Source organism: Acidimicrobiales bacterium (assembly GCA_035540975.1).
Classification (GTDB): domain Bacteria; phylum Actinomycetota; class Acidimicrobiia; order Acidimicrobiales.
In genome coordinates, this window is sequence record DATLFN010000111.1 from 1 (window position 1) to 7,543 (window position 7,543).

At 74.4% G+C, this 7,543-nt stretch carries 6 protein-coding genes; all 6 read left to right on the plus strand.

The window, feature by feature from the left end; genetic code table 11:
* Window positions 1–75 precede the first annotated feature (75 nt).
* A complete protein-coding gene (gene ispG / locus VM242_11645) occupies window positions 76–1,296 on the plus strand; it encodes a flavodoxin-dependent (E)-4-hydroxy-3-methylbut-2-enyl-diphosphate synthase (GenBank protein HVM05817.1) in 1,221 nt (406 codons plus the stop codon).
* A gap of 22 nt (window positions 1,297–1,318) precedes the next feature.
* On the plus strand, window positions 1,319–2,554 hold the full coding sequence (locus VM242_11650) for a GNAT family N-acetyltransferase (GenBank protein ID HVM05818.1): 1,236 nt from the start codon (window positions 1,319–1,321) through the stop codon (window positions 2,552–2,554).
* A 229-nt stretch (window positions 2,555–2,783) separates the two neighbouring features.
* The gene (locus VM242_11655; protein ID HVM05819.1) at window positions 2,784–4,469 is read left to right on the plus strand and encodes a proline--tRNA ligase; all 1,686 of its coding nucleotides are present in this window, start codon (window positions 2,784–2,786) and stop codon (window positions 4,467–4,469) included.
* Window positions 4,470–4,641: 172 nt separating this feature from the next.
* Window positions 4,642–5,124 (plus strand): ribosome maturation factor RimP, encoded by a 483-nt coding sequence (rimP, locus tag VM242_11660; GenBank protein ID HVM05820.1) that lies wholly within the window; start codon window positions 4,642–4,644, stop codon window positions 5,122–5,124.
* Complete coding sequence (gene nusA / locus VM242_11665; protein ID HVM05821.1) at window positions 5,121–6,683, plus strand: transcription termination factor NusA; 1,563 nt, start codon at window positions 5,121–5,123, stop codon at window positions 6,681–6,683. Before rimP ends, nusA begins: the two co-directional genes overlap by 4 nt.
* Window positions 6,684–6,982: 299 nt before the next feature.
* A partial coding sequence (locus tag VM242_11670) for a translation initiation factor IF-2 N-terminal domain-containing protein (GenBank protein HVM05822.1) occupies window positions 6,983–7,543 on the plus strand: 561 nt, incomplete at its 3' end.

The window sequence follows — 7,543 nt, forward strand, 5'->3', positions numbered from 1 at the left end:
TGTCGATGGAACGACTCGGGATCGGGACGTTCCGGCGACAGGTTCGACTCCGCCGGGGCGCTCTACGCTGGCTCCATGCTGACCGCCGCTCCCCGACGGCCCACGCGGCGGATCGACGTGGGGTCGGTGCCCGTCGGCGGCGGGGCGCCCATCAGCGTGCAGTCGATGACGATCACCAAGACGGCCGACGTCGAGGGGACGCTGGCCCAGGTGTACGCGCTGGCGGGGGCGGGGGCCGACATCGTGCGCTGCACCTGCAACGAGCAGGCGGCGGCCGAGGGGCTGGCCCGGATCGTGCCCCGGTCGCCGGTGCCGATCGTGGCCGACGTGCACAACGACTTCCGGATGGGCCTGGCCGCCCTGGAGGCGGGCGTGCACTGTCTGCGCCTGAACCCGGGGAACATCCGCCGCCCGGACCACATCCGCCTCATCGCCTCCGAGGCCCGCGACCGGAAGGTGCCGATCCGCATCGGCGTCAACGCCGGCAGCCTCGACCGCGACCTGTACGCCAAGCACGGCGGGCCCACGCCCGAGGCGATGGTCGAGTCGGCCCTGATCGAGCTGGGCCTGTTCGCCGAGGTCGGCTTCGGCGACGTGAAGATCTCGGTCAAGGCGTCGAGCGTCCCCCTCATGATCGAGGCCTACCGGCAGCTGGCCGACACCGTCGACCACCCGCTGCACCTCGGCGTCACCGAGGCGGGCCCGCCCCCGGCCGGGCTCGTCAAGGGGACGGCCGGGATCGCCACCCTGCTGGCCGAGGGGATCGGCGACACCATCCGGTACTCGCTCACCGCCGACCCCGTCGAGGAGGCCCGGGCCGGGCGCCAGCTGCTGGAGGCGATGAACCTGCGCGAGCGCAAGGGCGTGGACCTCATCGCCTGCCCGTCGTGCGGGCGGGCCGAGATCGACGTCATCCAGGTGGCCAAGGACGCCATGGCCGCGTTCGAGGCCGAGCAGCTGCCCGTCCAGGTGGCGGTGATGGGCTGCGTCGTGAACGGCCCCGGGGAGGCACGCGAAGCCGACCTCGGCATCGCCGCCGGCCGCAGGCGGGGCCATCTGTTCGTGAAGGGCAGGGTCGTGCGCGTCGTGCCCGAGGACGAGATGGTCGAGTCGCTCCTCGCCGAGGCCCGCCTGCTGGTCGAGCAGGGCGTCGAGGCCCGGCTGGCCGCCGCCGACGAAGGGGCGGCCGCCGAGGCCGAGCGGGACCGGGCCGAGCTGCTCACCATCCAGGGCGACGACGCCAACGCCAGCGAGGTCGCCGTCGACCTCATCCGCAAATCGCTCGACGGTCGCTGACGCCGGACGTACAAAGGAGCCCATGGACGTGGAGCTCCGGCCCATCACCGACGGCGAGTTCGACGAGATGCTCCGCGTCGACCACGCCGCGTTCTCCTCGGCGCCCTCGGACGCCGATCGCAACGAGGACCTGCGCAAGGTCGTCGAGAACGACCGGACGCGCTGCGTCTTCGAGGGAGGCCGCATGGTGGCCGCCTCGGCCGCCTTCTCGTTCGAGCTGACCCTGCCGGGCCTCACCACCGTGCCGGTGGCCGCCGTGTCGTTGGTCGGCGTGCTCCCCACGTCCCGCCGCCGCGGCCACCTGACCCGGATGATGGGGGCGCTGCTCGACGACGCCGCCGCCCGCCACGAGTCGCTCGCCGTCCTGCTGGCGTCGGAGAGCGTGATCTACGGCCGCTTCGGGTACGGCGCGGCGTCGGCCCACGTCGCCACCGAGATCGACACCCGCCACGCCGCCCTGCGACCGTCGGCGCCCGCCGACACCGGCCGCGTCGTGCTGCTGGACGCCGTGGCGGCGGCCAAGGTCCTGCCCCCGGTGCTCGACGCCGCCCGCCGCCTCCAGCCCGGCGACCTCCGCCGCCCCGGCCCGTGGTGGGACGGCACCTTCCGGGACCCCGAGGCGGACCGCAAGGGAGCCGGTCCCCTCTTCCACGCCGTCCACGAGAACGCCGAAGGCGAGGCCGACGGCTACGCGACCTACCGGGTGAAGCACACGTGGGAACACGCCCTGCCCGACGGCCGCGTCCTGGTGTCCGAGGTCGTCGGCCTCGACCGCGTCGCCGAGACCGCCCTGTGGCGGTTCCTCTTCTCGCTCGACCTGGCCTCCAAGGTGGAGGCCGAGCTCCGGCCCTTGGACGACCCGGTGCGCTGGATGCTCGTCGACCCCCGTCGCCTGCGGGTGACCATGGCGAGCGACATGCTGTGGGTGCGCCTGGTCGACGTGGCCGCCGCCCTCGCCGCCCGCCGCTACCGGGTGCCGGGAACGCTCGTGTTCGAGGTGGCCGACGGGTTCCGCCCCGGCGTCGCCGGCCGCTACCGCCTCGAGGGCGGCCCCGACGGCGCCGAGTGCCACCGCACCGACGACGCGCCCGACCTCGGCCTCACGGCCGAGGACCTCGGCGCCCTCTACCTGGGCGGCGTCGCCGCCTCCACCCTCGCCGCCGCCGGGCGGGTGGTCGAGCACCGTCCCGGCGCCCTGGCGGAGGCCGATGCGTTCCTCGGCAGCTCCCCCCTGCCCTTCTGCCGCACCCACTTCTAGATCCTCGACCTCATTCGTTTGCTTCGCTCACTCCGTTCGGTCGAGTCGGATCGTGTGCGGCGGGCGAGCGGAGCTCGCGCCGCCTCCGCCCTGTTCCCTTTGTCGTGTCCGCAGCCGCAGCGGCCGCCTGCGGCGGCGAGTGCGGCCACGGACCTCGCCGCGGCGAACGCGGCCAACGGTCGTGGCCAGGGGTCCGGGCGCGTCCCGGCGCCCCGGTAGCCTCGCCGCCATGCGCATGTCCCGCCTCCTCCTCCGCACGCTGCGGGACGCCCCCTCCGACGCGGAGGCGGTGAGCCACCAGCTGCTGGTGCGGGCCGGGTACATCCGGCGGGTGGCGTCGGGCGTCTACACGTTCCTGCCCCTCGGCTGGCGCGTGCTCCGGAACGTCGAGCGCATCGTGCGCGAGGAGATGGACGGGGCCGGCGCCCAGGAGATCCTCATGCCCATCATCCAGCCCTCCGAGCTGTGGGCGCAGACGGGGCGGCTGCACACCATGCAGGACATCCTCTTCACCCTCGAGGGCAAGGGCGGCGACTTCGTGCTCGCACCCACCCACGAGGAGCTCGTCACCGCCACGGTGGCGGCCGAGGTCGACTCCTACCGCGACCTGCCGCTGAACGTGTACCAGATCCAGTTCAAGTACCGGGACGAGGCCCGGCCCCGCTTCGGCCTGCTCCGCGGCCGGGAGTTCATCATGAAGGACGCCTACTCCTTCGACGCGTCGCAGGACGGCATGCGGGCGTCCTACCAGCTCATGTACGACGCCTACTGCCGGGTCTTCGACCGCCTCGGCCTCACCTACACGCCGGTGGAGGCGGACGCCGGCGCCATCGGCGGCGACGTCAACCACGAGTTCATGGTCCCGAGCTCGATCGGCGAGGACCACTTCGCCCGTTGCACCAAGGGCGACTACGCGGCGAACACCGACGCGGCCACCACGGGCGAGCGGTCCCTGCCCGAGCCCCCCGACGAGGCGCTCGAGGAGCACCACACGCCCGACCGGCCCGGCATCGAGATGGTCGTCGAGTTCTTCGCCGACCGCGGCCTCACCGCCGCCGGGATGCTCAAGTGCCTCGCCGTGGCCGACGCCGACGGCAACCCCGTGGTCGTGCTCGTCCCCGGCGACCGGGACGTCCGTGTCCCCGCCGGCATGCGCCCGTTCGAGGAGGCCGACTTCGAGCGGCACCCGGAGCTGGTGAAGGGCTACATCGGCCCCATGGGCCTGCGGGAGAAGGGCGTGCGCGTCCTCGCCGACCACGCCGTGCGCCCCGGCGGGCCGTGGGTGACGGGTGCCAACCGGCCCGACCACCACGTCACCGGCGCCACCCTGGGCCGCGACTTCACCGTCGCCGACTGGGGCAGCTACGCCACGGTGGCCGACGGCGACCCCTGCCCCCGCTGCGGCGCGCCGCTGGAGCTGGTGCAGTCGGTGGAGGCCGGTCACACGTTCCAGCTGGGGCTGACCTACTCGGCGAAGATCCCGGGCGCCACGTTCACCGACGAGGCGGGGGCCGAGCACCCCTACTGGATGGGCTGCTACGGCATCGGCATCAGCCGGGCACCCGCCGTCGTCGCCGAGGAGCACCACGACGAGGCCGGCCTGGTGTGGCCCGCCGAGGTGGCGCCCTACCGCGTGCACCTCCTGTCCCTCGGCGCCGGCCGCAGCCCCGAGGTGGCCGAGGCGGCCGACCGCCTCTACGGCGAGCTCACGGCCGCCGGCGTGGCCGTGCTCTACGACGACCGCGACGCGTCACCCGGCGTCAAGTTCGCCGATGCCGACCTCCTCGGCATGCCCACCCAGCTCATCGTGGGCGCCAAGGGACTGGACCGGGGCGTGGTCGAGCGCAAGGACCGCCGCACCGGCGAACGCGACGAACTCCCCGCCGACGGGATCGCCGCCGCGTTCGCGACCTAGGCTCGCGCACCCCCGGCCCCGGCCACGCGCCGCGAATCGGCCCGAAGCGATGCGGCGCTATACTCGCGAGGCTGCATCGATCGATTTCGTCGGTTCGGAGCGTGGGCGGGGGCCCACGCTTTTGTCTGTCGGTACGAGGAGAGGAGGATGACGAGTGGACCCTGCGGCACGGGTGCGTGAGCTCGTGGAACCGGTGCTGGCCGCCGACGGCTTCGAGCTGGTCGACGCCCGGTTCTCGTCCGGTGCCCTGCAGATCTTCGTCGACCGTCCCGGCGGCATCGACCTCGACGCCGTCGCCGCCGTCAGCACCACCGTCTCGCAGCTGCTGGACGAGCACGACCCCGTCCCGGGCCGCTACACGCTCGAGGTCTCGAGCCCCGGGGTGGAGCGCCCGCTCCGCCGCCCCGAGCACTTCGCCCGCTTCGTGGGGACCACCGTGAACGTGAAGACCCGCCCCGACGTGGCGGGGGAGCGCCGCGTGCAGGGGCTGCTGGAGGCCGCCGACGACGAGGGCGTCGTCGTGGCCGGCCGGCGCCTCGCCTACGGCGAGATCGAGCGGGCCCGCACCGTGTTCGAGTGGGGTCCCGCACCCAAGCCGGGCTCGCGGCCGGGCAAGCGCCGCGCCGTCCCGGCGACCGAGAGGGCGGTGTCATGAAGGGCAACTTCGAGTTCATGGAGGCGCTCCAGCTGGTGGCGCGCGAGAAGGGGATCGCGGTCGACACCCTCCTCGACGCGCTGGCCAACGCGCTGGTCGCCGCCTACAAGCGCATGCCGAACGCCGCCGAGGAGGCGGTCGTCACCATCGACCCCGAGAACATGGAGTTCCGGGTCTACGCCCAGGAGCTGGACGAGGACGGCACCGTCGTCCGGGAGTGGGACGACACGCCCGACAACTTCGGCCGCATCGCCGCCCAGACGGCCAAGCAGGTCATCTTCCAGCGGATCCGGGAGGCCGAGCGCGACCTCAAGTACGAGGAGTACGCCGGCCGCGAGGGCGACATCGTCACCGGCATCATCCAGCAGAGCGACAACCGCTACACCCTCCTGGACCTGGGCAAGGTGGAGGCCCTGCTGCCCCAGGCCGAGCAGGTGCCCTACGAGCGCTACGAGCACGGGGCCCGCCTGAAGGCGTACATCGTCGAGGTCCGCAAGACCACCAAGGGGCCCCAGATCGTCGTCAGCCGCACCCACCCCGGCCTCATCAAGCGCCTGTTCGAGCTGGAGGTGCCGGAGATCAGCAGCGGCGTGGTGGAGATCAAGGCGGCGGCGCGCGAGCCGGGGCACCGCACCAAGATCGCGGTGTGGTCGAACGACCCCAACGTCGACCCCGTCGGCGCCTGCGTGGGGGCCCGGGGCGCCCGGGTGCGGATGGTCACCAACGAGCTGCGGGGCGAGAAGGTCGACATCGTGCCGTTCTCCGAGGACCCGTCGGAGTTCGTGATGCGGGCCCTCCAGCCGGCCAAGGTCAAGGAGGTCCGCCTCGACGACGACTCCGGCACCGCCACCGTCGTCGTCCACGACTACCAGCTCTCGCTGGCCATCGGGAAGGAGGGCCAGAACGCCCGCCTGGCGGCCCGCCTCACCGGCTGGCGGGTCGACATCAAGAGCGAGACGCAGCTGGCGGAGGAGGAGGCGGGGTACGCGGGCGAGGAGTGGGCCGAGGGCGAGTGGGTCCGCGGCGCCGACGGGGAGATGGTGTGGCAGCCCGCCGAGGGCGGCGAGGCCATCTCCGCCGAGGAGTGGTCGCACGGCGGCGAGGCGGCCGACGGGGGAGAGGCGGCCGAGGTATCCGAGGAGGCGGCGGGCAGCGGGCAGGAGATGATCGTCCTGGACGACTCGCCGGCCGGTGGCGAAGCGCCGGGGGCGGGGGTCGACGGCCCGGAAGCGGCCGCCGAGCCCGCCGTCGACGCCGCCGATGCCGCCGAGCCGGCCGCCGCTGCCGCCGTCGATGCCACCGAGGCGGCTGCCGTTGCCGAGCCGGCCGCCGGCGCCGCCGCTGCCGTCGATGCCACCGAGGCGACCGCCGTTGCCGAGCCGGCCGCCGGCGCCGCTGCCGCCGTCGATGCCACCGAGGCGGCCGCCGTTGCCGAGCCGGCCGCCGTCGCCGCCGCTGCCGTCGATGCCACCGAGGCGGCCGCCGATGCGCAGGTCACCGCCGACGTCGCCGTCGACGGCGAACGGCCGGGCGTCCCGTCGGCCGGGGAGCCGGCATAGGGGCCCCCCGCCGGACCTGCGTCGGCTGCCGGCGGGTCGCCGGCCCGGACGATCTCGTCCGGGTCGTGCGCCGTCCCGGCGGCGGTCTGGTGGTCGGCCGGGCGCTCCCCGGCCGGGGCGCGTGGCTCTGCGCCGGCTCGTCGAGGTGCCTGGACCTGGCCGAACGCCGCAAGTCGTTCACCCGGGCGCTCCGGGCGCCCGTGACGCCGGCCGAGATCGACGCGCTTCGTGCCGAACTCGGAGAACGTGCGAGGATAGGGGACTGCGGGATCCGCAGCTAGAGAGGACTGAAGGACCAGTTGGCAAAGAAGATCCGCGTCTACGAGCTCGCTCGCGAGCTCGGTCTGACGAACAAAGAGGCCCTCGACCTGTGCGTGATGCTGGGCATCGGCGTGAAGAGCCACTCCTCGAGCATCGAGGACGCCCAGGCCGACCGGGCCCGCCGCCGCGCCGACGCGGACGGTCTGCGGCGCCCCGTCTCGCCGGCCGAGCCCGGCAAGGAGGGCAAGGAGGGCAGGGACGCCACGGAGCCCGCCCAGGAGCTGGCCGCCGCCGCGGCCACCGGTTCCGGCCCCGCCGCCCCCGCCGAGCCGGCCACGGCCGGCCCGCGTCCCGACGCTCCCGGCAGCGGGCGCGATCCCAGGCTCATCGTCAGCCGGCCCACGCCGCTGCCCGAGACGCTCGAGCCGCGGCCGCAGCCCGCCGCCCGGCCGTCCCCGCCGTCGCCCTTCGCGCCCTCCGCCCCGCGCCCGGCGCCGAGCCGCCCCGCCGCCACGCCGGCGGGCGCCGGCCCCGGCGCCGGGCGCGGGGCGGAGGGCGCGAAGGGCGACGGCGGGGACGGCCGGGCGGCGGGCTGCGGC